The sequence below is a fragment of the Chryseobacterium jejuense genome, from assembly GCF_017877355.1.
Lineage (GTDB): Bacteria > Bacteroidota > Bacteroidia > Flavobacteriales > Weeksellaceae > Chryseobacterium > Chryseobacterium jejuense_A.
Genome location: NZ_JAGIPR010000018.1, coordinates 1 through 24,352, shown reverse-complemented (window position 1 = coordinate 24,352; position 24,352 = coordinate 1). Strand labels below are relative to the sequence as shown.

Annotated in this window: 24 protein-coding genes and 2 tRNA genes; 11 read left to right on the top strand and 15 right to left on the bottom strand. The window is 36.2% G+C overall.

Features of this window, described 5'->3' with window-relative positions:
• Positions 1-31 precede the first annotated feature (31 nt).
• The 3 genes from J2772_RS23315 to J2772_RS23305 all read right to left on the bottom strand — a co-directional run bounded on the left by J2772_RS23315 (position 32) and on the right by J2772_RS23305 (position 5,935).
• Complete coding sequence (locus J2772_RS23315; RefSeq protein WP_209921245.1) at positions 32-1,336, bottom strand: hypothetical protein; 1,305 nt, start codon at positions 1,334-1,336, stop codon at positions 32-34.
• Between the two features lie 317 nt (positions 1,337-1,653).
• Positions 1,654-4,935: a TonB-dependent receptor gene (locus tag J2772_RS23310; protein WP_209921241.1), complete on the bottom strand. Its 3,282-nt coding sequence runs from the start codon at positions 4,933-4,935 to the stop codon at positions 1,654-1,656.
• 52 nt (positions 4,936-4,987) lie between these two features.
• Positions 4,988-5,935, bottom strand: coding sequence for a FecR family protein (locus tag J2772_RS23305; protein WP_245365315.1), 948 nt, complete (start codon positions 5,933-5,935; stop codon positions 4,988-4,990).
• 242 nt (positions 5,936-6,177) lie between these two features.
• Between J2772_RS23305 and J2772_RS23300 the strand changes: the two genes are divergently transcribed.
• Positions 6,178-6,804, top strand: coding sequence for an RNA polymerase sigma factor (locus tag J2772_RS23300; RefSeq protein ID WP_209921237.1), 627 nt, complete (start codon positions 6,178-6,180; stop codon positions 6,802-6,804).
• Between the two features lie 55 nt (positions 6,805-6,859).
• Here J2772_RS23300 and hxpB read toward each other — a convergent pair whose 3' ends face one another.
• Positions 6,860-7,501, bottom strand: coding sequence for a hexitol phosphatase HxpB (gene hxpB / locus J2772_RS23295; RefSeq protein ID WP_209921233.1), 642 nt, complete (start codon positions 7,499-7,501; stop codon positions 6,860-6,862).
• 31 nt (positions 7,502-7,532) lie between these two features.
• Positions 7,533-8,153: a helix-turn-helix transcriptional regulator gene (locus J2772_RS23290; RefSeq protein WP_209921231.1), complete on the bottom strand. Its 621-nt coding sequence runs from the start codon at positions 8,151-8,153 to the stop codon at positions 7,533-7,535.
• A 192-nt stretch (positions 8,154-8,345) separates the two neighbouring features.
• Between J2772_RS23290 and J2772_RS23285 the strand changes: the two genes are divergently transcribed.
• The 6 genes from J2772_RS23285 (at position 8,346) to J2772_RS23260 (ending at position 11,951) form a co-directional block, all read left to right on the top strand.
• Positions 8,346-8,972 carry a superoxide dismutase gene (locus tag J2772_RS23285; RefSeq protein ID WP_209921228.1) on the top strand — a complete coding sequence of 209 codons (627 nt, stop codon included), beginning with the start codon at positions 8,346-8,348 and terminating at the stop codon, positions 8,970-8,972.
• Between the two features lie 31 nt (positions 8,973-9,003).
• The gene (locus tag J2772_RS23280) at positions 9,004-9,504 is read left to right on the top strand and encodes a DUF2480 family protein (RefSeq protein ID WP_209921223.1); all 501 of its coding nucleotides are present in this window, start codon (positions 9,004-9,006) and stop codon (positions 9,502-9,504) included.
• A 6-nt stretch (positions 9,505-9,510) separates the two neighbouring features.
• Positions 9,511-10,080: an NADPH-dependent FMN reductase gene (locus tag J2772_RS23275; RefSeq protein WP_209921220.1), complete on the top strand. Its 570-nt coding sequence runs from the start codon at positions 9,511-9,513 to the stop codon at positions 10,078-10,080.
• A 1-nt stretch (position 10,081) separates the two neighbouring features.
• Positions 10,082-11,134, top strand: a complete 1,053-nt coding sequence (locus J2772_RS23270) for an NAD(P)/FAD-dependent oxidoreductase (protein WP_209921217.1) — start codon at positions 10,082-10,084, stop codon at positions 11,132-11,134.
• A 29-nt stretch (positions 11,135-11,163) separates the two neighbouring features.
• Complete coding sequence (locus tag J2772_RS23265; RefSeq protein WP_209921214.1) at positions 11,164-11,463, top strand: 2Fe-2S iron-sulfur cluster-binding protein; 300 nt, start codon at positions 11,164-11,166, stop codon at positions 11,461-11,463.
• Between the two features lie 137 nt (positions 11,464-11,600).
• The gene (locus J2772_RS23260) at positions 11,601-11,951 is read left to right on the top strand and encodes a 4Fe-4S dicluster domain-containing protein (RefSeq protein ID WP_209921211.1); all 351 of its coding nucleotides are present in this window, start codon (positions 11,601-11,603) and stop codon (positions 11,949-11,951) included.
• Between the two features lie 204 nt (positions 11,952-12,155).
• Here the strand turns inward: J2772_RS23260 and J2772_RS23255 are convergent, their stop codons facing one another.
• The 4 genes from J2772_RS23255 to J2772_RS23240 form a co-directional block, all read right to left on the bottom strand.
• On the bottom strand, positions 12,156-13,091 hold the full coding sequence (locus J2772_RS23255; protein ID WP_209921208.1) for a ketopantoate reductase family protein: 936 nt from the start codon (positions 13,089-13,091) through the stop codon (positions 12,156-12,158).
• A gap of 431 nt (positions 13,092-13,522) precedes the next feature.
• Positions 13,523-14,101: a Crp/Fnr family transcriptional regulator gene (locus J2772_RS23250; protein ID WP_209921205.1), complete on the bottom strand. Its 579-nt coding sequence runs from the start codon at positions 14,099-14,101 to the stop codon at positions 13,523-13,525.
• Between the two features lie 195 nt (positions 14,102-14,296).
• Entirely contained in the window at positions 14,297-15,109 is an 813-nt protein-coding gene (locus J2772_RS23245) for a class I SAM-dependent methyltransferase (protein ID WP_245365314.1), read from the bottom strand.
• Positions 15,110-15,224: 115 nt separating this feature from the next.
• Entirely contained in the window at positions 15,225-15,470 is a 246-nt protein-coding gene (locus J2772_RS23240) for a hypothetical protein (protein ID WP_209921203.1), read from the bottom strand.
• A gap of 196 nt (positions 15,471-15,666) precedes the next feature.
• Here J2772_RS23240 and J2772_RS23235 point away from each other — a divergent pair, with 196 nt between their 5' ends.
• A complete protein-coding gene (locus J2772_RS23235; RefSeq protein ID WP_245365313.1) occupies positions 15,667-16,209 on the top strand; it encodes a GNAT family N-acetyltransferase in 543 nt (180 codons plus the stop codon).
• On the opposite strand, the gene J2772_RS23230 is transcribed toward J2772_RS23235, so the two are convergent.
• Positions 16,194-16,670, bottom strand: coding sequence for an alcohol dehydrogenase catalytic domain-containing protein (locus J2772_RS23230; protein ID WP_209921197.1), 477 nt, complete (start codon positions 16,668-16,670; stop codon positions 16,194-16,196). The genes J2772_RS23235 and J2772_RS23230 overlap by 16 nt on opposite strands.
• A gap of 306 nt (positions 16,671-16,976) precedes the next feature.
• Here J2772_RS23230 and J2772_RS23225 point away from each other — a divergent pair, with 306 nt between their 5' ends.
• Positions 16,977-17,732, top strand: coding sequence for a helix-turn-helix domain-containing protein (locus J2772_RS23225; protein ID WP_209921194.1), 756 nt, complete (start codon positions 16,977-16,979; stop codon positions 17,730-17,732).
• 25 nt (positions 17,733-17,757) lie between these two features.
• Positions 17,758-18,918 (top strand): FAD-dependent oxidoreductase, encoded by a 1,161-nt coding sequence (locus J2772_RS23220; protein WP_209921191.1) that lies wholly within the window; start codon positions 17,758-17,760, stop codon positions 18,916-18,918.
• A 269-nt stretch (positions 18,919-19,187) separates the two neighbouring features.
• Here J2772_RS23220 and J2772_RS23215 read toward each other — a convergent pair whose 3' ends face one another.
• From J2772_RS23215 to J2772_RS23205, 3 genes are all read right to left on the bottom strand, one after another.
• Positions 19,188-19,397, bottom strand: coding sequence for a hypothetical protein (locus J2772_RS23215; RefSeq protein ID WP_209921188.1), 210 nt, complete (start codon positions 19,395-19,397; stop codon positions 19,188-19,190).
• Positions 19,398-20,535: 1,138 nt separating this feature from the next.
• Positions 20,536-21,957, bottom strand: coding sequence for a tetratricopeptide repeat protein (locus tag J2772_RS23210; protein ID WP_209921185.1), 1,422 nt, complete (start codon positions 21,955-21,957; stop codon positions 20,536-20,538).
• A gap of 116 nt (positions 21,958-22,073) precedes the next feature.
• A complete protein-coding gene (locus J2772_RS23205; RefSeq protein ID WP_209921182.1) occupies positions 22,074-23,489 on the bottom strand; it encodes a tetratricopeptide repeat protein in 1,416 nt (471 codons plus the stop codon).
• Positions 23,490-23,888: 399 nt separating this feature from the next.
• Here J2772_RS23205 and J2772_RS23200 point away from each other — a divergent pair, with 399 nt between their 5' ends.
• Positions 23,889-24,068, top strand: a complete 180-nt coding sequence (locus tag J2772_RS23200; RefSeq protein WP_209921179.1) for a hypothetical protein — start codon at positions 23,889-23,891, stop codon at positions 24,066-24,068.
• A 53-nt stretch (positions 24,069-24,121) separates the two neighbouring features.
• On the opposite strand, the gene J2772_RS23195 is transcribed toward J2772_RS23200, so the two are convergent.
• Positions 24,122-24,194 (bottom strand) — tRNA-Lys (locus J2772_RS23195).
• A gap of 67 nt (positions 24,195-24,261) precedes the next feature.
• Positions 24,262-24,334 (bottom strand) — tRNA-Lys (locus J2772_RS23190).
• Positions 24,335-24,352: the final 18 nt, after the last annotated feature.

Genomic DNA, 24,352 nt, shown 5'->3' with positions numbered 1-24,352 from the left:
GGTATAAGCCGTTCCCTGCTTTTATAGTTTTTTAGTTTACAATTGCAAAATTGTATTTTGTCCAAGCTCCCTGGAATCCACCACAGTTTCTTGGAGATACATTCCAGCTTCCTTCGTTAAAGAATGGCTGGTTCATTCCCCATAATGCAGCTGTACTTCCTGTAAGAAGGTTAGCAGTTGGGATTCCTGCCGTACCATTTCCTGTAACAGAAGTTGTAAATCCGTGTACCTGAATTGAAGCTAAGTTTGAAACTGAAGAAAGCTCAGATCCAGTATTTTCTACTTTAATTCCTACAGGATATCCTGTTACTACAGCATTGTTTAAAGTTAATTTACCATGTCTTCTGATATGGATACCGTTTTCGTAAGCAGCTCCTTGTCCTGCAGCTCCGAATTTAGCTCCAATAATAGTAAGGTTATTGATAACAGGGTTTGTGATTAATGCAGTAGATGTACCTGTAGCATTGTTATCAAGCTCAATACCGTTAGAGTCAGGGCTTCCTCCGCTTACCGTGTGCGATGAATTGTAATCAGCTAAAGAAAGAGCACATGTAATAGTTCCTGTATATCCGTTGTCAAAGTCGAAATTATCATCTTCTGCAGCAAAAGAAATCAGGTTGGAAGCATTTACTGTTCCTCCGAAAAATTCAAAAGAATCATCCTGTCCGTAAGATACCTGGATATGATCTAAAGTAGTTCCACTTCCCACGCCAGCTAAAGTCAAAGCATTAACTTCGTTTCCGGAATTAGCTCCTACGAAATCATAACCTGCAAATTCAATACGAACATATTTCATGATCCCTGCATTATGTCCGGAAATTGTTCCACCAAAATAAAATTCAGGATTATTAGTAGGAAGACCTTCTACAGTTGTTGTAAAAGGTACGTTGGTAGGAGCATCTCCCAAAAGAATCACCCCTCCGAAATCTCCCGCAGTAGCTGTAGTATCTTCATCTCCGTCTAAAAGTCTGTAACTTGTAAAAACGATAGGCTGAGATTCAGTTCCTGTAGCATTGATTTTTCCTGTTTTCGTAATAACAAGGATCCCTGAACCTTCTCCTATTGCATTAGGTTTTGCTTTGATGAATGTTCCAGGCTGGATAGTAAGGGTTGCTCCGTCTTTAACGGCTACCGTACCATCAATTTCAATGACTCCACTCCACGTTGTATTGGAAGTAATAGGTCCACTCACTTTAGTAACAGGAAGTGCAGAAGCTGTAAGATATTCAGCTGAAGTAGATTTCATTTCAAAAGGAGTTGAAGAATCTGCTAAGTGATCGTTCTGGCAAGCTGTAAGAGATAATGCAGCAGCTGCAATTAGAGTTAATCTTTTCATTGTTATAATTTTTGATAGATCCGGTTATTTATTTTATGACCGGAAGTTTTTTAATATTCAGAAATATCCGCCTCTATATTCCTGCGATTTGGTTATTGTTTTCATCCTACAGATCAGGAGGAGCTGAGCTGTCTGAGTTCCCTGTTGAGCCGCTATTTTCCGGGAAAAGGCCATAGCGTTCGGTTTTTGATTGATCCGGTACTGCTGTGCGCATCATCAGTATTATTCCGAAGCTTTTTTCAGGTTTCCGAAACCTGTACGCTTCTATATTGAGAGCTCTTTTTTCATTGTTTGATTGATTAATATTGAATAATATCCTAGAATGTATAGTTGACACTTAACCCGAATATTCTTCCACTGTAAGCACGAAATACAATCTTATCAATATCTTTATCATATTTAGTGGTAGCACCAGGTACAAGTTCCTGCAATTCTCTGGCAGTTTTATTCCCTATATTATCAGTATATCCTAGATAAGAGTTGAAGTTGTTATAATATTCCTTTACCCTGTTGAACATATTCCTTACATTCAGCTTAAGTTCCAAATTCCTGTTTTTTAAGAATTTATATGAGATCTGTGCATCAGCTACAGCATAGGGACGTTGGATTTCTTCTCCGTTATAAGCATATCCTACAGTAATATACTGATCACCTTTAGCATTATATAAAAAGCTGAATCCTAATCTTTCTCCATCATACATTAATCCTACATTATAAGCGTAAGGAGTTTGCCCGTAAAGAGGTCTGTCTACTTCATAGGTGGCATCTTGATCTGTTGTTTTTGCCTTATCTTTAAAGGCAATCACTTTCGTAATATTATAGGTAAAATTTCCATTGATGAAGAGCTTTTCCAGGAAAGGATTGGCTGCAATGAAGCCCAGATTTTTCCTAACTTCTGCTTCAAATCCTTTCAATTTTGCATTTTTAGAATTTCCGTTGTAGAGCTGTAAATTTCCTTCGCCGGTAATGTATCCTTCTCTTTCAATAGGTCTATCAATATCTTTGTAATACAGCCCTGCTGAAAATATTTCCCCTAATCCCGGAAACCACTCAAATTTAAAATCGTAATTATTAACTGTAGACGATACCATATGAGTATTGAATATCTGCCCATTAGCAATCGGATCAAAATAAGGTAATCCGGTACGTTCATTAAACTGGGGACGAATTACAGTCTTACTATAGGCTAATCTCAGATTTATTTTACTGGTGGGACTATAAGTAAAATTAGCAGAAGGCATCCATTGCCATGGCTTATCATCTATACCCGTTTTAGGAAAATTATTGGAGTCTTTAGATTCCATTTGCTGAGAAACTAGGTCATATTGAAAATATTCTGCACGTAATCCCCAGACTAACCTGAATTTATTTTTCCAGCGGTTATCAAACATCACATACATCGCATGCTGCTCAACTTCACCTTCATATTTACCATCTACATACAACGGTCTGGTCTCCCATCCAATACCTCCAGGTGCATAATGAGAACCATCAAACCAATCGGCAAGAGATCCGTACATTTCTAAAATTTTCGGATTCGGAACGTTTCTGTTTCCATCTACTCTCAATAAAAATTTCTGCTGTTGATTGGTATTGGTTTTTGAAGCTCCGGCATATCCTACTTTTATATCATTTTTAAAGCTTCCTCTGTCCATACTCCATTTAAAAGAAGCTCCATAATTATAATCTGTTTCTTTGCTGGCAATATATCCCCTCGCAAAATCACTTGAAGAATTATTAGCTACATGATAATTCAGGATCTCATGTCCTATAAATTTATATAAAGTATTGTATTGGGTATAATCCTTAGTGTCTGATGAAACTCCCGTTCTGGCAGCAAACCAGTTAACTTCCATATTTCCGAACTTATGATTACCTTCCAGCTTATTCTGTAAAAACATCTGATAAACAGGATAAACAGTATTATTTGTAAAAGGTTTGTCTAAAGATGCAATTTGTGAAGGATCATTGTTGGGAATTATTCCGTGATAAAAATAATTGGATGAAGCTTCTGCAGCGGCAGGTGAACCACTTCCGTTGGTATATTCATCCCAGCCTGTAATTCTTGTGAGTGTATTATCATATATGTGGGTATATGAATTACGGAATGAAAACCTACTCTTTCCTAACTGCAACCCAACATTCAACATTCCTGCTACCGTAGAATTATAATTATAGGATGCTCCCGAATTCTTAAAATTATAAAAAGGCATTTTCCCGTTGGCATCAAAAGCTGTCCCGGTAGTATCCAGCCAGTTTCCTCTTCCGGTATGATCTATATCCAGTTTATTCTGTTCATTCCTGATAATAAATGCTCCGGCAAAACCCCATTTGTTATTATTTTTAAGGGCATACGTTCTTCCCAATGCCAATTGCAAATTGGACCCCATATCTCCTCTTGTCTTATACGTTGTGAAATTATCATTCTTAAACTGACTGGATTCTTCAAAGAACATAGGATTATTCCAGTTTATAGCCTGAAGACCCTGTGGAAAATCTCTTGTTCCGTCATCGTACCCGAAATAATCATATTTTCCACGCTTACGGGTCAGGAATTCTTTAAAAGCAGACTGATCATTATAAGAAGTTCCCATGCTTACGGTGGTAAAGTTTTCATTGGGAATATCTTTGGTTCTAACTTCTACAAAACCTCCTGCAAAACTGGCATTCATATCCGGCGTTGCAGTTTTACTTACAACAACACTTTCCACCATTGATGTAGGAATAATATCGAAAGAGAAGTTCTGATTGTAGGCTTCGGTACTCGGCAGGTTGATCCCATCCATCGCTGCAGTATTCCATCTTTCTCCCATAGATCTTACAACTACATATTTATTATCTATAGTTGTAATTCCTGTTACTCTTTTCAGAGTTCCCCCCACATCATTATCAGGGGTTTTAGAAATCTGTTCGGCAGAAATTCCATCACTCATCTGGGCTGCTTTTTTCTGCTGAGCCAATAATCCTGCTTGGGTATCTGCTTTACGGGTTGCTGTAACCACTACTTCTTTGATATCAGTAATTTTATCCGAAGCTCTGTTCAACGCAAATGAAACCGTATTGGTCTCTTTGTTGATGACCGATAATTTTTCTACCCGAAGCGTATTGTATTTAGGTGCTTTTACCATCATATTATAAAGCCCGGAAGGTAAATCCATAGAGAAATCTCCATTATTATCCGTTACCGTTGTTTTCCCTGTAATAATCACGTCTGCTCCCGCAACAGGATTTCCCACTTCATCTACTATTTTCCCTGATATACGCCCGTTTCCCGGTATAGAAGTAGTAGAGCCTTCATATTTTATTGAAATAAGATCTCCATGTAACCGGTACACTACAGGAAGTCCATTGGTAATATCTTTCAGGCAGCTATTGATCGTAGAATTTTCACATTTTGCTCCTTTTACCTTCAGCTCTTTGATATCAAATTTTGAATAGGCCAGCCTCATTCCTGTTTTTCCGGCAAACTCTTCCAGAACTTCAATTAATGGCCTGCTTGCTGGAACAGAAAATGACACTTTCTGAACCAATTCCTGTGCTTCTGCTGCAACAGTAAAAAATAAGGCTGCTATGGTAAAACCACATTTCAAACTTTTCATACGTAAGTGTTCTCTTTTAATTAAGATTATCTGATTATTTGTTTTTTGATCATTATTGTTTCAGGATGTAGGCATTATCTTTTTTCTGAACTTCAAACCCCAGAATAAAGGCCAGTGCTTCTATATTTTCGCTCACAGTTCCTCCTGTAAAATCTGCTGTAATCTTTTTGTCTTCGGCTTCTTTAGGATAATGAATCTTTGTACCATAATTGCCTTCCAGCACTGTAATCACTTCTTTTAGAGAAACATCGTTAAAACTTAAAGACAATAATTTAGGATGCGGCTTTCCTGAAACTCCATCGGGAGCGAATGAAATAATAGCTGTTGTACGGGCAACCCCCAGATTGGTCCATTTCTGATTGGGTTTCAGATAAGAAACAGGTACTCCTGCTGAAGATACTGCCACTTTTCCTTCATAAAGATCTACTGCTTTTTTCTTCCCGGACTGAGAAACTTTGAATACCGTTCCCAATACTTTTGTACTGAAACCCTCAGCATGAACAATGAAAGGATGAGTTTTTGATTTCGCTACGGAGAAAATTGCATCTCCTTTCAAATCCACCATTCTTGTAGAAGCTGGAAATGATTTCTCCACCGTAAGTTCTGCTCCGGGTAATAAGGTTACCACAGATCCGTCTTTAAGATGCACAATCCTGTTTTCTGATATGGCAAAATAAACATCCGGCTTAATGAATGTATGATACGTAAAGACTCCGCCCAATGTTAAAAGCAGAATAATGACCGCTGCAATTTTGTACACATTCTTCTGAAAACGGTTTCTGTATCCTATTTTTTCATAAGGAACAAAATAATGTTCCAGTCCAGCCAGCACTCTTTTTTTAGATTCCTGCAGATGGGCTTCATCCAGGTCTTTTTCTGCATGAGACTTCCATTTCTTTAAAATTTCCTTTTCTTTTTCAGAGATTTTTTCCTCTGAAACTTCACGTGTCCAGAGTCTGAAAACAAAGGCCTCGATATTTTTATAATTAAAACGTTTCATAAAATATTTTATAGTATTCACCGATACTTCTATCAATAAGACTATGAAAATGAGAAACTTCCCCAACACATTTTTAACATTCAGTTCATACTAATATCACCATCTTGAGATTTTTCAATCTATTTTACATTTATTAAACATTAAATTCACAATTAAGGGATATTCATCAGAAATATTTAACCTTACCATAATTAAAGTTCACAAAAAGTTAATTTTCCTTTAGGTAATTTTGTTGCAGCAATATGAGCCTAACAGATTCTACTTTATTAAAGAAAATAAAATCAGGTGACAGACCTGCATTTATGCTGATGTATGACCGGTACTGGGATAGTCTGTACCGTTTCGTTTTCGTGCGGACAAAGGATAAGGAAGTTTCCGAAGAACTGCTTCAGAATTTATGGATAAAGATCCTTGAACATACAGAAATGATACAAACGGATGAGTCAGGAAGTGCAAAAGGCTATCTGCTTCGCCATCTGCATTACCGGATTCTGGATTACTACAATAGCTTTAAAAAAATACCTCCAACATTGAGTATTGATGAATTTGATATCCCTGCAGAAATAGATGCATCAGACACAGAGTATTTTGAAATTCTGGAAGAAAATGAGATCAGTACTTTATTATCCATGATTGATGAAGTTGTTTCTCAGCTTCCCACCACTGAACAGCAGGTATATGATATGAGGATCCGAAGAAATATGTCTGTTCAGGAAACAGCAGAAGCGTTGGGAATAAGCAACAAAACTGTAAGCAATAAACTGAGTAAGGCTCTGGGGGAAATCCGTGAACAGCTCAATCCGGATTATCAGTCTTCCAAAAAATTAATCTCCATTTTAATACTGATGGAAATCCTTACAAAATACTGACTCTAAATAAGATGAAAGTCAGAAGATGGAGGATAGAAGTAAATATTCTGTACATTTAGAAGACAGGCAGCTGAACGGATTCAAAGTTTAGGATTTTAAAATCTGCATGCTCAAAGTTTATGCTTTCGTCATTATTCGTAAAAACAACGGTTTTCATCCCTGCTGCTTTAGCTGCTTTCAATCCGGAATGGCTGTCTTCAATGGCAATACAATATTCAGGTGAGATTCCCAATTGCTGGGCAGAACTAAGATATACGGCAGGATGCGGTTTTCCCTGCTCTTCAAATTCAGAGGAGTGAACGGCATCAAAATAATCCCGAATCTTAAGTTTTTCAAGAACAGCATCTGCAACGCGTAAAGGAGCGTTCGTAGCCAACCCTATTTTATATTCTTTGCTTTTAAGATCTTTAATAAATTCCTGAATTCCGGACATGGTACAGTTCTCAGACTGGATCAGTTCAATAACTCTGGAGACTACTTCCCGTTCCAAAGTAGGCACATCAAGGTTTTCCCAAGGGAATCGTCCATACCAGAAGTCGGTTACCTCTTTCGTAGTCATATATTTCGTCTGTGCAGCCAAATCATCCGTGATCTGAACTCCATATGATGAAAATACTTCCCGTTCTGCTTTTGCCCAGAATCCTTCTGAGTCCACAAGAACCCCGTCCATATCAAAAATTACTGCTTTTAAAGCCATATCTAAGAATAAGTATTAATAATGAAATATATTACTGACTGATTTTATACACGCACCGCTGTCCTCCTGAAATAATGTGGTCTACTCTTTCCACTGTATATTCATTCCCAATCAATGACTGGAAATTGGATAACTCAGCCCGGCAAAATCCCTGACATTCAGTAGCTGCAGCACAAATTGGGCAATGGTTTTCGATCAGGAAATAGTCTTTTCCTTCTTTTTTCCATTCCGCCATATAGCCTTCTTTGCTTCTGGCTTCGGTAAGAACTTCCAGACGCTGCTCTAAAGTTTGGGTCTTTGAAAGAACCTTCTCATAGCGCTCATAAGTACTCTTCTCGCGATCAGTAATCAGTAAATCCAGTGCATTTTCCCCTAACAAATTTTTTACAGATTGTAAAAGCTGAACCGTTACTTCCGCATGAGTATCCGGAAACTGTGCCAAGCCTTTATCTGTAAGAATATAGTAAGTAGAAGGGCGGCCTACTCCTTCACTTTTCATTGTCGGTTCAATCAATCCGGCCTCTGCAAGGTTTAGCAAATGCTTTCTCGCTCCCTCTTTTGTGATGGATAATTCTTTAGCAATCAGAAGTGAAGTGGCTTCCCTTCTCATCTTTAAAAACATCAGAATGCGATCTGCTGCCGGTTTCTTCATTTGACAATATTTAGGTTGTTTTATTTTCCAACAACAAAGATAGTCATTTTCTATAATCTTCAAATACAAAACACAAATAGCTAATTTACAGCAATTTGAAATCGTAAACCAGTCAATCTATAAAACAACTAAAAAGTTGTTTAATTAAAATATATTTCTACCTTTGTCCTACATTAATCAAAAATAAATGCAATGAAACCATTTACACTACCTCAGTTATCCTATGCGTATGAAGCACTGGAGCCATTTATAGATAAAAATACAATGACTATTCACCACCAGCGCCACCATCAGGCTTATGTAGATAACCTGAATGCAGCACTGGAACAAACCAATGAAACCAATCCGGATCTTGATTCCTTACTACAAAGAATCAGCGAATACAGTCCGGCAGTGAGAAATAATGGCGGTGGGCACTTCAACCATTCTTTATTTTGGGAAATCCTTTCTCCACAACCAAAATTAACTCCCGAAGGAAAACTCAATGAAGCTATCATCTCCACTTTTGGAAGCCTTGAAGATCTTAAGGCAGAAATGAAAAAGGCCGGGCTTGGACAATTCGGATCCGGCTGGGTTTGGTTGTATGTAAAATTTAATGGCTCTCTTGCGGTAAGCTCTACTCCTAATCAGGACAATCCTATGATGGATGTTCTTCCGGTGAACAGAGGTTTTCCAATCCTTGGAATCGATGTTTGGGAACATGCCTATTATCTGGCTTATCAGAACAAAAGAGCAGATTATCTGGATTCATTCTGGTCTGTATTAGACTGGGCATCGGTAGAGAAAAAATATGAAGAAGCACTTTCAAAAATAAGATAGCACACAACATTTCAAGATAAAAACAGAAGCAATGGATACTCAGGTTTTCGTCAATAAAGCAGCTGCTTCAGGCATTATTGCTTTTGACTTTTTAGATTATAAGCCTACTACAGAAATTGTAGAATTAGATATTAAAGATCATCTTTTTATGGGAATGATTGTCAAGGAAAAGGAATTTAAAGAGTCCATTTCGGCAGTAGATTATTCTGTGTATCAAAACAAGGCTGTCGGAATTATTTGTTCCACTGATGCTATTATTCCCCCTTGGGCCTATATGCTTCTCATGGAAAAATTATCACCTTATGCGGTTTATGTAGATTTAAACAGTTCCGAAAAGGTATTGCTTGATCTCTGGAAGCGCCGCCTGATCTATGCAGATCTAAAACATTTTAAAGATCAGAAAGTTGTTGTAAGGGCAAGTAATTCTCATGATCCGGCCCTTTATGTATTAGCTACTGAACTTTTAAAACCTTTGGTGAAAAGCCTGATGTATGGCGAAATAGGACTTCCAAAAGTAATTTTCAAAAAATAAAACAAAATGAAAGCAATTATATTCAACGGATCTCTGGAAAGAAGAACAGAATCCACTTCCGGATTGATTTCTGCCTATATATCAGAGCAACTTGAAACACTTGGGATCCGCACTGATATTTTTACGCTCGCAGATTCCGGGATTCCTTTATTTGATGTAACGCTCACCAAAACACCTTTGGCGGTGGAACGAATGACTCAACTATTTCAGGATGCTGATCTTCACTTCTGGCTGGCTCCACTCTATCACGGAAGCATTCCGGGAGTGATGAAAAACTGCCTTGATTGGCTGGAAGTGACCGCTAATTCTTATGAGCCTTATCTAACCGATAAAACTATAGGACTGGTATGCTGGGCAGATGGTTTACAGGCTATGCAGGGAATTAATGCGATGGATGCTATTGCCAAGTCATTACGGGCATGGCCGCTTCCCTTCAGTGTTCCGATTCTCAGAGCTTCATTATTTGATAGTGAAAATCCAAAGCAGATCTCAGCATTCTATACCGGTAAATTGGATAAACTTATCAGCATAGCCACCACAAAGAAAATTGAAAAAACGATAATAAATCACTCATAACATGATAGAAACAGATATACTGATCATTGGTGCCGGCCCTGCAGGGTTATTTACGGTTTTTGAAGCCGGCCTTCTCAAAATGCGTTGCCATATTATTGATGCATTGCCCCAGATGGGAGGCCAGTTATCAGAATTATATCCCAAGAAACCCATATTTGATATTCCCGGATTCCCGAGTGTATTGGCTGGTGAACTGGTTGATAATTTATATGAACAGATCAAACAGTTTGAACCCGGATTCACTCTCAATGAAACAGCTGTACATCTTCTGAAATTGGAAGAAAACCTATTCGAAGTGATTACCGATAAAGGAACAAAACACAGAGCTAAAGCAGTAGTTATTGCCGGGGGTCTCGGAAGTTTTGAACCTAAAAAACCGCCTATTGAAAACATTTCTCTGTATGAAGACCGCGGGGTTAATTACTTTATCAAAAGGCCGGAAGATTATACCGGAAAGCGTGTGGTGATTGCCGGTGGTGGTGATTCTGCTCTGGACTGGACGATACATTTAGCAGAAATAGCTTCCTCATTAACTTTAATTCACAGACGAAATGAATTCAGAGGAGCTCTGGATTCCGTGGAAAAGGTGAAAAAATTAAAGCATGAAGGAAAAATCAACCTGATTACTCCGGCAGAAGTTATCGGTATTAAAGGAGAAGGTTCGCTACAGGAAATTGTGGTGGAAAAAGAAGGCGCTATTCAAACCATTGAAACAGATTATTTCATTCCTTTGTTCGGATTGGTTCCTAAACTTGGCCCTTTAGTAGAATGGGGACTGGAACTGGAAAAAAATGCCATTAAAGTGGATAACAGCACAGATTTCCAGACGAATATCGGTGGGATTTATGCTGTAGGAGACATTAATACCTATCCTTTTAAAATGAAGCTGATCTTATGTGGATTCCATGAAGCGGCTATTGCCTGCCAAAGCATTTACCAGCGACTGAATCCTAATAAAAAGTTTGTTCTGAAATATACTACGGTAAGCGGTATCGAAGGTTTTGACGGAACGAAGAAACAAGCAGAAAAGCAAGTAGTAGCAACAATTGACTAATAACCATGAAAGATGAAATTACAATCACAGTGACAGATCAGGTCGGTATTGAACATACTCTGATCTGCCCACTGGAGATGGGACTCACTTTAAAAGATATCTGTAAAGCCTATGAACTCCCTATGGAAGCCATGTGCGGCGGAATGGCAATATGTGCCACCTGCCATTGTTTTATTCTGAACAATGAACCGTCATTGCCTGAAAAAAATGATGTGGAGGATGCTCTTCTTTCAGAGCTCTTCACTTCCAAGGAAACCAGCAGGTTAGCATGTCAAATCTATCTGACCGCCCAAATGGATGGCCTTTCCATAGAGATTGCGGCAGATTAACAGATTCAAAATACAAGTTTGCACAGTTTATGATGTAATAAATTGTTGGAACTGTTTTAATTAAGTTTAGTAGGGATTTCTAAAACAGTTCAATGTTGAAGGAATCCCTTTTTTACAACATTTTAAAAATAAAGAATATGGCTATTAAAATAACAGATGACTGCATCAACTGTGGTGCCTGTGAACCTGAATGCCCTAATTCAGCCATTTACGAAGGAGCCATCGACTGGCGTTGGCAGGATAAAACGAAACTCTCAGGGCATATCACCTTCCCGGATGGTACAGAAGCAGACGCAGATACCTACAATCAGGCAGTTTCTGATGATGTTTATTATATTGTTTCCGGAAAATGTACAGAATGTAAAGGTTTTCATGAAGAGCCTCAGTGTAAGGCGGTATGTCCGGTAGACTGCTGTATTGATGATCCGGATCATAAAGAAACAGAAGAAGTATTATTGGATCGACAGCAATTCATGCACGGAGCTTAATTCAAAGCTACAAATTACTATGCCTATTCTGCTTTTATAAATAAAGAGGCTGTCTCAAAAGTCAAATAATTTGGCTTTTGTCATTCTGACGAAGGAAGAATCTCTTTGATAAACAAATACATGAGATTCTTCACTACATTTCATTTCGTTCAGAATGACACTTTTGAGACAGCCTCTTTATAATTTCTTTTTGATTTTGCTTACCTATTTCCCTTTAATCTCACTGTAGATTTTCTGAGTATAAGGAGTCTCAATACTCACCTCTGCACCATATTTCAAAACCGCTCCGGCAAACAGTTCCAGTTCATTCTCTTTTTTTCCGGAATGAATATCCAGCTGTAAAGATGTTGGCGTTTCAAAAGGAAATGTAGACGCTTTTTCAAAGGTTTTCTCTATAATATCTTCGGAAAGATGAATTTCTTTTTGACCTGCAATCCGTTTTATTTCCTTCATAATTTCTGTTGCTTCCTGTTTCTGCAGCTCATCAGTACAAACGGTTCCTATGGATGAATTGTACTTAGCAGTTACCAGTCCGAAGCTTGCAATGAAGATAAACTTAGTCCAGATATCTGTTGTAGAATTGTCTTTAAAATCAAAATCAATTTTGCTTTCCTGAAGAAGATCTGTTACCCATGCAATATCAGTGGAAAAATGCTCCGGATCTCTTCCTACAATCATCTTTCCTGCTTTTCCTTTATGTTCCACCGTTCCTCTTTCTTTAATATGAGAAGCTACATAAATACAGGTTGGCAGAATAACATGATTCGGAATTACTTTTCGGATTCTGTCGTAAATATCTGCTCCATTCATCATAGGAAGTAATATTGTATCTTTAGTGATGACCTCTTTCAGCTGTCTGCAGACATTCTCCAGATCATATTCCTTTACACAGATCAGGACAAGATCAGGATTTTTAATATCACTGATATTCTGTTCTATTCCATTCGGATGGGTGCGATCATTGGGGTGTTCCGGTGAAAGTAAAATTAATCCGTTTTCTTTTACTTTATCATAAGTTTCTCCCCTTGCTACAAAGGAAACAGTATATTTTCCGGAAGTCTCATTACTCTGGTTAATTTTAAACCCGAAATATCCACCTACACCTCCTAATCCGACAACTACTATATGTTTTTTGTTCATGAAATTATTTTTAGCAAAGATGGATGACAAATTTCAATCTATCACTTGACAAATGAAAAGAAATGATAATTTGGAGGCTAAGATTGGAAGAAGGAGGCTGGAAGCTGGGAGTTATGGAGGTCCTAAAATAAGTTTTACTCTACTTTTAAAGATTTTCTTGTTATATGAATGAGTTTGTTGGAAATTGCGAAGGCGCAAATGATTTTGGATACTGAGAATATTTTTAAGGCGCAAAAATTTTATCTACGATAAAATTGTACACTGCAGATTTGATATATGCTTAATTAAATAAAAATCATCATAAACTATCCGTATGCAATAACTCCCAGCTTCCCGCTTCCAACCTTTACAAATACTCAATTAAATAAAAAATCATCATGAATACTCCGTCTGCAATAACTTCCAGCCTCCCTCTTCCAGCTTCCAGCCTTTTACTTATTAATGTCTCTTCGGATTCTGCTTAATGAACTGTCCTTAATTCCTAAGTAAGAAGCAATAATCTTCAACGGAACATGTTGAAAAATATCCGGATCTTTCTTCATCAGATTAGCATAACGTGTTGAAGCTTTCTGGCTTGCCATTTCAATCAGTCTGTCGTGAATATTGTGATAATTCAGGACAAAAAGAAGCCTGCTGAACTCTCTGAATTCAGGAATATTGTGAAAGTTATATTGCACGTTTTCCAATCCGGTTTCCCAGAATGTACAGTCTGTAACAGCCTGATAGATTTCTTTGGTTGGCTGCTGTCTGAAAAAGGATAAAAAATCGTTCACAAAACACGGTGCAGCGTAAATATTGGTGGTAATTTCCTCATTATCCTCATTCAGCAGATAGGAACGAACGTATCCTTTTTCCAGAAAATAGGTCTTGGTACTGATGGTATTTTGATCCAGTAAAACAGCATTAGCCTTAACATCAAAAGATTTGAAGGTTTCCGTGATTTTCTCCACCACTTCATCTTTGATACTGAACAGGGAATGGAAATAATTATTAATCGATGATTTATCCATTGGAAATTACAGCGCTATCTATTTTTAGCCGTCTAAAATAGGGATAATTCTGTGAATTTGGTTTAAAATATACATCGAAGATCTGTTGAGGAAACACCCCGCCAAAAATTCTTTGAACTTTTGCCGCCCCTCCGAGGAAGGGGAACGATTATGTCTTCAATTATACTCTCAGCAAATATTAGAAGTTTAAAACTCTTAGCTTAATTTAACAGCCTTTGTCGCCATAAAAGTTGGCAGGAATTTATCTATTAAAAACCTTGGATTTGGTTGCATTTCTTCTGTAAAGTCTTCAATAACAAAACCAGCTTTCATTTGTCCGCCAATCAGATCTGAAAGAGTATGTCCAAATACCAAAGCTTCCTGATTCTCCATTTTCCGGGCAATCTGCTCCTGATCCAGGTCTCTGATATCTGCATAAGGCAAAGTATATTTAGGTCTGATAATTCCGTCTGCCATATCCTGTGGATTGCGTTCTGCTACAAAGACAACCGGATTGAAAAAACTGGACAATAAAGAGCCACCTTTTTTCAATACTCTGTAGGCTTCTCTCCATACAGGATTTACATCTTCCACATAATGATTGGATATGGGATGAAAAACCATATCAAAAGACTCATCTTCAAAAGCGCTCAGGTCTCTCATATCTCCCTGAACGGTTTTCAAAGATAATCCGTCGCGCTCTGCTACCCTTTCATCCTGTCTCAACTGCTCTTCCGAAATATCAAAAACAACAACCTCGGCACCTATAGCAGCCAATACCGGAGCCTGTTGTCCTCCAGCTGATGCCAGACACAAAATTTTCTTTCCTTTAACCTCTCCCAACCATGCTTTATTTAAAGGCTTTGGCGTAAGGTGTACTTCCCATTTTCCTTCTTTTGCATCATTGATGAGTTCTGTACTTACAGCCTGCGACCATTCGTTCTGTTCCAATGCCTGTTTGTTCCATGCTGACTCATTATGGTGTAAAAAGTCAATTTTCTCTTCTTGCATATTATTCTTCTTTTTCATTGGCATCATAAAACATTTATAATGCGTTACATCATTCAAATATAGAGACTTTGCTACTAACCCATATGGGAAACCCTATCTGTTTTCATGAAAACCAATGGAGTATTATTATTCTTTATCTTATTGTAACAAATGTGAAACACCAGCTAGCATCATTATGCTGTAGCAACTCTGCTATTTTTTTAGTCAAAGTCACTTTATCCATTTGAAGTTTGGATACATCAGCCTTTAATTGGCTGTTTTCTCTACTTAACGTTGCAATCTGATTGTCTTTTTTAAGAATTTCCTTTTTTAATTTTCCTGATGCTCCGAATGCATAAAACACCAATAGGATCAAAATAATAATGAATACAATTTCCATGGTCAATATGGGATTATATTGCAATATTAGGCAACGCCCCGATATGTAACTTATGGGAAACCGTAATTATAAAAAATATGATTTCTCTAACTGCATTTATATTTCAAACAGCTTTCCAAGACTAAATGCTAATTATTATTTATATCTTGCTTTTCCATATTCAATCAAAAAATAGATTATTAAAATGAATCACCTTATGTTGGAATCCAAGCGGTTAATCTTGCGAGCATTCAACGAAAACGATACTTCTAATGTACATGAAATGTTATTAAGGCCTGAAAGTACATTATTTAATCCTAGTTCTTACTCTGAAGATATAGCAGAAACCCAAAAGTTAATCGATATCTGGAAATCAGAAACAGAATCCGGACAAAACCAGAAAAAGTTTACTTTTTTAATAGAGACAACCATTCACCATACATTTGTAGGCATTATTGGTATTGATCTTATTAAGCTTCATTACAAAAATGCAGAAACATGGTATAAACTTAGCCCTGACACATGGGGAAAAGGGTATGCAACCGAAGCACTTGAAAGAATCATCCAATTTGGTTTTGAAGATTTAAAACTCCATAGAATTGAAGCAGGCTGCGCTATTGATAATATTGCCTCTTATAAAGTTATGGAAAAATGTGGAATGATAAGGGAAGCACATCGCAGAAAATTACTTCCCTTACAAAGCGGATGGAGCGATAACTACGAATATGCCATTCTTGAAGAAGACTATTTTTCGAAATGATGATCTTTTATTGAGTAAGTTGATCTTAGCTTACCATAACTGTCAAAAGCCTGCCAGGCAGTCAATGCTGCCAAAGTGCTGGCCGCCGCTTCAGTATGTGTAACATTTTTAGGCTTAACTGCTAAATGTTCTGCCGGAACTGCTACGTATTCAGCATAGGCTTTACCGTGTCCGGCAAAATTAACCATCCCAAAGACTTCATCTCCGATCTTACATGAAGTGATTTCACTTCCTGCTTCAACAATCACTCCGGAAATATCCCAACCTAAAATCAACGGATTATATTGAGCTAGACTTTCTGCTAGTGGAGCCTTTCTACCCCGTACTTTAACATCTACAGGATTGATACTGAAGGCTTTTACCTTAACAAGAACTTCATGATCTTTGATGCCCGGTTTTTCAATTTCTTTTTCAACAAGATGCTCTGTTCCACCGAACTGTTCCAATACGATTGCTTTCATAATCTTTTACGTTATACCCACAAAAATAGACTGGTTTAAAGTATTAAAACAGGTATATTTCTTATATATTCAGGTATATTTTAAGCCCACAAATGCGCAAATATTTTTAAAATCCTGTGATATTTTCGGTGTCCTTATGTGGTGGAAAATTAAACTACATAAGCGCATAGACTTTGAGCTACTAATAAACAGGTTTCATTTAGGCATATGATTTTGGTTCAACCTAATTTAAATAATAATTTATCTGGGATTAGGCATATTTTTGTAATTTAATCTGTTAAAGAATATTACTCCCTTTTATTTATTATGGATCGTGACTTTCAGTTTCATTTCATTGAACCAGATCAAAGTATTGCAGATTTTGTAGAAAATCTGGGGACTTTCCATAACCGGTCGGATGAGGCGAAGGAAGTGGTTATTATTCCGGATGGAAGGGTTGATTTATTTTTTATACAATCTTCTTCGGAACCTTTTCAGGTGGCTCTTATCGGATTGGAAACATATCCTGAACAAAGGCAGATTCTGCCACAAACACAGGCTTTTGTTGTCAGTTTTAAACCTATTGCCGTTGAATATATTTTAAATACAACCATTGCCGACATACTTAATACAACAAAAGAGCTTCCCAAGGATTTCTGGAACTTTAAAGCTGATGATTTACAGAATTTTGAACTTTGCTGTACCAAAGCAATACAAAAGATAAAGGAACTTATTCCCCAGAAAACAGATGAGAAAAAACGTAAGCTTTTTAAGCTGATCTATGCATCAAAAGGCGAAATGAGCGTGAAAGAACTGTCTGAAAAAGTGAACTGGAACAGCAGGCAGATCAATCGTTATTTTACAAAGCAACTGGGCCTGTCTTTAAAGGCCTATTCTACGATCTTACGTTTCAGAGCTTCTTTAGAGCATATTGCACAAGGCAGATTATTTCCGGAACTTAATTATACAGATCAGAATCATTTCATTAAGGAGGTTAAAAAATTTTCTGGTGTTGCTCCCAAAGAATTATCCAAAAATAAAGATGACCGATTTATACTATTATCAGTGCTGAAGGGACAGTAATTTTGTCCTGTAAAATTTAAATACAATGCTGATAGACAATATATCAATAGCTATCGTAGGTGGTGGCTCTGCCGGATTGACACTGGCAAGACTTTTACAGCTTAAAAATGCCCATGTAAAAGTATACGAAAGAGACTTAAATAAAGAAGCACGTGTGCAAGGTTCTCCCCTTGATATGCATGAAAATTCAGGACTGGCAGCCATAAGTAAAGCTGATTTACTAGAAGAATTTAAAAAGACATTCCGCCCCGGGGCAGATAAAACACTTATCATGAATGAACAGGCTGAAATTCTATTCAGTGACCATGATACCAAACCAGACGAGGATTTCGGAGCTGAGCATTTCCGTCCTGAAATAGATCGTGGGCCTTTGAGAAATATGTTGCTGGAATCTCTTCAGCAGGACACCGTTGTATGGGACAGTCACTTTATCTCCATGGAACCTCAAAACGAGGGCTGGTTGATTCATTTTAAAAACAGGACATCGGCTTATGCAGACCTTGTGATTGCTGCAGATGGAGCTCATTCCAAGATCCGTCCTTATCTCACAGGTAACAAACCGGTGTATTCGGGAGTTATTATGCTGGAAGGAATTGTTTCGAAACAACATGCTCCCCGTATCAATGCATTGATTAATGGTGGGAAAATAATGGCCTTTGGGAATTCTAAAAATATACTGATGGGCCAAAAGGAAAATGGTGATCTTGGATTTTATGCAAGCTTTAAAGCTGATGAAAACTGGGCAGCAAATTCCGAACTGGATTTCTCAGATAATACAGCCATTCTTCAATGGTTTAAAACAGAATACCCGGAATGGAATGAAATATGGCATGAACTGTTTGAAAATGCTGCTACTCCTTTCATTCCCCGTCCTATCTATGCTATGCCATTGAATCAAAGCTGGGAAACAAAATCAAATATAACTTTAATGGGTGATGCTGCCCATGTTATGCCTCCATTTGCGGGAGAAGGAGCCAATATGGCAATGCTTGATGCCCTGGAACTCAGTGAACATTTAACAGATAGCCGCTATACCTCTTTACAGGAAGCTATTTCCCATTATGAAATCCATATGCAGAAACGAGCTGCAGATGCAACCAAAGAATCTCTTGAAAACGGAGAGCGTATGCATTCTGAAACGGCCTTAGCAACCATGCTGGAGTTCTTTAACGGACATTTAAGATAAAAAACTGGAAGAATAAAATTCAAAATTTCCTTAGGTTGTCACAATATCATTGTTTTATACATCACAATAACTTCCTGCTTCCCTGCTCCATCTTCCTAACTTTATAATAAAAAGGCTGCCTCAACTGAGACAGCCGTTTTTCCCTCTAAAAAAATAAATATTTCTTCTCTCCTTTTAAGATCCTGATTTTGGAGATTCATTTGTGTTTTTGGATTGGTCTATTTTGTGTGTTTTTTTATTCTTATAACTATATTTTTAAAGTTTCATCATTACTGTAACATACACCATACTAAACAAAGCACTGATTTCAGAGTTTTATACGAGATTTCAGCCAATACAACAGCTTTCTTCTGATAACATAATGAAACCCTAAACACTTCAACTGTAAAAAACATTGCTTTATCAGCCAATGCTTCAGGATATACATAATGTACTATATATGAACATCCTGAATCATAGTATCTTTCATTTTCTATCATTTGTGTTTAAAAAAATATGATTAAAAAATGTACTCAACATAATTTGCGGATTAAATAGCTGCCTCAAATATTGAGACAGCTATTTCCCAACTAAATTAAATGCTACTTTTATCTCCGGTAGATTCCTTTACCGGAGTCCCCATTTGTGCTTTATTTTTTAATTAACTGTATTGTAAGTGTTTTATCGTTTTTGATAATCACCACATACTTTCCTTTATATTAGCAAGTTATATCATCTCAAAAACTTTAATCATTCATCACATCACGTTCGAGATACGGTTACAAATCTATATTTTAAATCGAAAAAAGTAAAAAAAACACCTACTACACTTGTACAGCACTAACACACAGCACTGATTATCAAACAACTATAATCAAACAAAAAAAGTAAATACTACTTTTATAAATAGAACATAATAGGAAATGTTTAGATAAAAAATACAAAAAGTTCTTTTGAAATAGTTCATATCTTATATTCTTAGGACTTCATTTCATAGAGCTTCCTAAAATTCATATGCATTAACATCAAAAACACACAAAATAATCAATAGATTGATTTTCAATGTATTAAACACAAAAACATGATCTGTAGTACTCGTGTAGTAGACCTATTTTTTATTATTTGATTAAAAATTTTCATATTTGGACTCAAGACCACTAAGAAAATTCAGGTGGCGAAAAAAAAACATTTCGAAACACTGTCTGATGTGATGCATCAGACAGTTTTTTTTCTACATTAAGTCATCAAAAAACTGATCAAAATATTGGTTTCTGTTGGAAGGTTAAACTGTTTTCTGCTTCTATATTTTTTCTATTGAACAGTCCGGTGCTGGATAGAAGCATAGCTGGGCAATTTTCTTGGAAGTAAAATGAAGTTTCAGCAGAGCACAGAACACCCAATTCACACCGCATAAAGCTTTTCTGGCCTTATACTTCACTTTTCCGTCTGCCGCTAATAATTTTTGTTTAGAGTAGCCAGAGAATCATACTCTCCCAGCGTCCGGAATCTTCCCTTCTTCATCAAAACTGCATGAAATAAAAAAAGAAGTAACAAGTAAAGAAAGACACGGAATATGATGTTTTTATTATCTTAATCTAAGAGAGAGATAATTTTTTTATTAAGAACAACGTTCATTAATCATTTAATACGATCAAAGAAAACATAAATATCTGTTTCTGTGGGAATATTCATTTTTTTCCGGATCCTGTATTTTTTCTGCTGAATGGTTCTATGCTGAACAAGTGTATAATTGGCAATTTCCTTAGAAGTAAAATGCAGCTTCAGCATGGCACAGAAAACCAGCTCTGAAGTTTCAAGGTTAGAGTTAATGGCTAAAAGTTGTTCTATATATCCAGGATATACTTCTTTAAAACAAATAAGAAATCCAGAATCATTCCTTTTGGCCATCTCAATGATTTCTTCCTGCCTGTTATCATGAATCCTGTTTTTCAGGTTTTCAGCCTCAGATCTCAGGTCAGCCTTTCTTTTCCTCAAAATATTGATGATTCTCCACGAATAGACTGCCAGTAAAGAAAGTCCTGCAAGAGACAGAAAAATAACCCATTGAACCTTACTTCTATGTTGTTCAGCATCAGTTTTTGATACTGAAATAAAAGATTCCATATCCTGATTAATGGTTGCCAATAATGCTGCATTGGTCTTATTTTTTGCTTCAGTGTAAGCATTCAGATAAAAGTAAGCTTTTTCTTTATCTCCTGTTATTTCATATAAAGTCCTAAGATCATTATAAATATACTTTGTATACTGAGCAAAAATATGTCTGGTTTTTTTATCAATCTCCAAAGCCCTTAAAAATTCTTTTTCTGCCTTATCATGTTCATTATAATAAAGGTAATATTCCCCCATAATTGTATGAATATTAAGAGCAATAGCATCCTCTTTATTTCTGACAATCATTTTATGATAAGCACTTGTTATATATTTATAAGTTGAATCCTTATTTTTATGCATGTATATATAATCACTTATTGTACAATCTGCAATACCGGTTTTATCAAATTTTCTTGCTTCCTGAAAATATTCCAGAGCAGCCTTGGGATTCTTTTTTTGGGTATAATAATCTCCCTGTTCTATATAAATATTATAAAGAGTTCTCCTTTTTAATTCGGAATCCTCACTTTTCTCAATATTCTTTAATGCCTCATTATTGTACTCAAATGCTTTATCAATTCTTCTCAGCTCAGAATTAAGTCTACCGTAATAATTGTAAAATATAGCTTTATGCAAAGGATTGTCTGATTTTTCCAGAATTTCCTGAGCATTATTAAAAAGAATATTGGATTTTTGATAATTTTCCAGGGATATATTGACTCTCGCTAAATTTATATAACATAAAGCTTTACCATCTTCATACCCTATTTTCTCTGCTATTTTGTAGTATTTTTTATTAAGATCAACCAAAGAATCATATTGTCCAGCTAATCTGAATTCTTCATTTTGCTTCATTAAAGGGATGTCAAAGCTTTTTTCGTATTCCCTGGAATTCGGGTTACAAGACATCAGAATAATGGGTACAATAAAAAGTAAAACGCGGATCATAATGCTTTTTCCTTTAACTGAATTTTTGTATAAATTAAGATTAAAAAATGACTTTTTAAACAAAGCGGTATTACATTTTTTTAAATTGCACATAACAGCATTAGTTCATTATTCTTTTAACTGCTAATTTTATCAAAAAAAACATAAATGTCCTCTTCTCCGGGAATATTAAGTCTTTTCCTTATTCTGTATTTTTTTTGTTGAACAGATCTGTGCTGTACAAAGGTATAATCGGCAATTTCTTTGGATGAAAAATGAAGTTTCAGCATGGCACAAAAGGTAAGCTCAGAGTTTTCAAGATCCGGATTGATTTTTAAAAGAGTATTTATAAAATCCGGATGCAGGTCTTTAAATTTCATCAGGAATGAGGAATCGTTTTTTTGGGCGAGCTCAGTCACTTCCTTCAGCATTTTTGCTCTTACATGGCTTTTCAATTCTTCTGTTTCTTCCTTTAAAGCTCTTTTTCTGAGCCTTTGAGTTTTAATTGTTTTCTGAACATATATACCGGAAACAGTTAATGCAGTGATGGATAGCGCAATAGCCAGAGGCAAATCACTTCTGTGCCAGTCAGACTCAGGCTTTAGCTCGGAAATAAAATTCTCCGTTGCTTTATTCATTGTATCGAGGCGTGCCACATCCAAACGCCCTTCCTCTTCCATATATTTTCTCAAGTAGTAATAAGCTTTACCTCCATCATTCTTTTTTTTGTAAAGCTCTGCAAGAGATTTATAAACATTTTGGATATGTGAAGAATAAGTACGTCTTGTTTTAATATTGATTTCAAGAGCTTTTTTAAGTGCCTTTTCTGCCTGTTCATTATTATTTACCTCATTATAGTAGTATCCCATGGTATAATACACCCATAGAGATTCTGCATCACTTGTCTTTTGGCTGAGCATCTTTTCATCCGCCCGTTTAATATATACCTCTGCAGAATCCGTTTGGTGCCTGAATAGATAGTATTGAGCAACCATACAGTTACTATATGCTGAGTTTTCCAATGCATTTCCCTTTAGAAAGGATTTCAGAGAAGTTCCATACCATCCTTTAAAAATATAATTAATACCTTTATTGATATGAAGCCTGGGAAGAAGTTTTCTTTTAAGTTCTGAATCTTTTGCTTCTTTTAGATATAAAAATGCTTTACTATTATATGTTATGGCTTTATCATGCAACTTAAGATGAGAATAATACAGACTATAATCATCATAGAAAGCTGCCTTATGAAAACCATTTTCTGAATTTTTCAGGTCGTTTTCTGCCTTATTGAAAAAAAATAAAGCTTTCTCATAGTTTCCTGCAGAAATATTTACCTCTGCCATATTAAGATAACAAAGGGCAATTCCTTCTTTATATCTCATTTTGTTTGCTTTTTTCAGATACTCAACATTAAGTTCAATAAGTGCTTCGTACTCACCTCCAAGCTGTAAGTCTGCACTCTTTTTTATCAGAACAGAGTCAAACTTATCCCTCTCTTTGTCCTGAGAGTTCTTATTACATGAGACAATACACCACAATATACCTATGCTCATTGCACAGATCATCATCTCTTTTATGAGTATTGAATATGTTACAATATTTTTAATAATAACTAGTTTTTAATTTACTTTTTTCTTTTCAATGGTATTTTCATATACCTACTTATGCATTTTTTATGGATAAGTTAAAAAACCTGTCAATAATTTGATATTCTCTTTAATTCATGATATAAATATACATAATTTATATCATCAATATCTATATAATAAGACTACCTGAAGTTTAAAGTGTTACATTTTCTGTACAACATTCGAAAAACTATGTATAATTTTAACTTATTAAATATAAAACACTAAACTATATTCACATATTAAAAAAAATAACTTTAAATTATCATCATAAAATCCAACATTAATATTGAATATCGGAAACTTTTATCCTATGAGAGTTCAATGTATCGAACGATCCGTCTGGAAAGCCTTGAACAATTCCCTGAATCCTTTGAAGCCACCTATCAGGAAGCGATGAACACTGAGAAACTCAGAATGGAAACTGATATTGAAAATCAAACTGTTGAAAAGTTTGTCTTTGGTGCTTTTGCTGATCAAAAATATCAAAAGTTACTGTCATGAAATATACAGTATAAAACAAAAAAGAACTACAAAATTGTAGTTCTTTTCATTTGTGACCCGGCTGGGATTCGAACCCAGGACCCATACATTAAAAGTGTATTGCTCTACCAGCTGAGCTACCGAGTCGGCCACCTACTTTTTCAAGTAAATTATTTTTTGTAAAAACTACTAAAAACAGCAGCTTTTTAGTTTGTGACCCGGCTGGGATTCGAACCCAGGACCCATACATTAAAAGTGTATTGCTCTACCAGCTGAGCTACCGAGTCGGCCACCTACTTTTTCAA